Source organism: Xenorhabdus sp. BG5 (assembly GCF_015163665.1).
Lineage (GTDB): Bacteria > Pseudomonadota > Gammaproteobacteria > Enterobacterales > Enterobacteriaceae > Xenorhabdus.
In genome coordinates, this window is record NZ_JADEUG010000076.1 from 1 (window position 1) to 1,330 (window position 1,330).

The 1,330-nt window shown below is 54.5% G+C and carries 2 protein-coding genes; both read left to right on the forward strand.

What is annotated here, in order from left to right; all coding sequences use genetic code 11:
• A partial coding sequence (locus IQ209_RS18620; RefSeq protein ID WP_255528823.1) for a condensation domain-containing protein occupies window positions 1-603 on the forward strand: 603 nt, incomplete at its 5' end.
• Window positions 557-1,330, forward strand: a 774-nt coding sequence (locus IQ209_RS18625; RefSeq protein ID WP_255528824.1) for a condensation domain-containing protein, incomplete at its 3' end; no start/stop codon positions are given. The genes IQ209_RS18620 and IQ209_RS18625, both read left to right, overlap by 47 nt.

Below are 1,330 nucleotides of genomic sequence, written 5' to 3' on the forward strand. Positions count from 1 at the left end.
TTAACCCAGGCCCAAATTGACCGTATTGTTGACCATGTCCCGGACGGCGTCGCCAATATTCAGGATATTTACCCGCTTGGCCCCTTGCAGGAAGGCATTCTGTTCCACCATTTACTGACAGAAACCGGTGACACCTATCTTGAAAATATTCTGATGCACTTTGACAGCCGGCCACGGCTGACGAGTTTCTTGCGGGCATTGCAGCAGGTGATTGACCGGCACGATATCCAACGCAGTGCCTTCCACTGGCAGGAGCTTCCCATTCCCGTGCAAGTGGTCTACCGTCATGCACCCCTGCCGATCACGGAACTGACGTTATCCGCAGGAGAACGTGCCGAAACCCAGCTACGACGTCTGACCGATCCGGACAACATACGGTTAGATATTACTCAGGCGCCATTACTGGCCGCTTACATCGCCCAGGATCCGGACACCGATCAATGGTGGTTAAGCCTGCTGCATCACCATCTGGTTTGTGACCATCTGTCGCTGGAAATCATTTTCAGCGAAGTGCAGGCATTGATTCTGGGGGAAGCACCCCCCCCGCCCCCCCCCATTGCCTTACCGCAATTTTATCGCCCAGACCCGTCAGGTGCCGATTGAAGTGCATCAGGCTTATTTCCAGCAGTTACTGGGCGACGTGGAAGAACCGACGCTACCCTTTGGGTTACTGGATGTGCAGGGAAACAGCCGCGATAAGCCCGATCAGATCGTGGAAGATATCGTCACACTGGATGATGAACTGGCACAACAGATCCGGGATTGTACCCGTCAATTGGGGATGAGTGCGGCCGTGCTATTCCATGTGGCCTGGGCGCAGGTTCTGGCACAGTTCGTTGGCCGTGAAGATGTGGTATTCGGTACGGTGTTATTGGGCCGATTACAGGGGGGCATGGGCGCTTCACACGTGCTGGGGATGTTTATCAATACCCTGCCAGTCCGTATCCAATTACAGGCCCGTACCGTAAAACAGGCGGTACAGGAAACTTACCAGCGCCTGAGCGAATTACTGGATCATGAACAGACCCCTCTGGCGATTGCCCAGCGGTGCAGCGGTGTGCCGGCCGCCTTGCCACTGTTTAACAGCCTGCTTAATTTCCGTCATAGCCCACGTGATGAGGAAGCGGCGCATTCATTAGCTTGGGACGGTATCCAGGTGTTGGACAGTGAAGAGCGCAGCAACTATCCCTTATCCCTGGATGTGGACGATTTTGATGACGGATTTGCACTGACCGCACAATGCAGCCAGCACGTTGACCCAATGCGCATTAATGCCTATATGAAGACCGCGTTAGAAGGCATTGTGGCCGCGCTGCAATATGCACCTGAG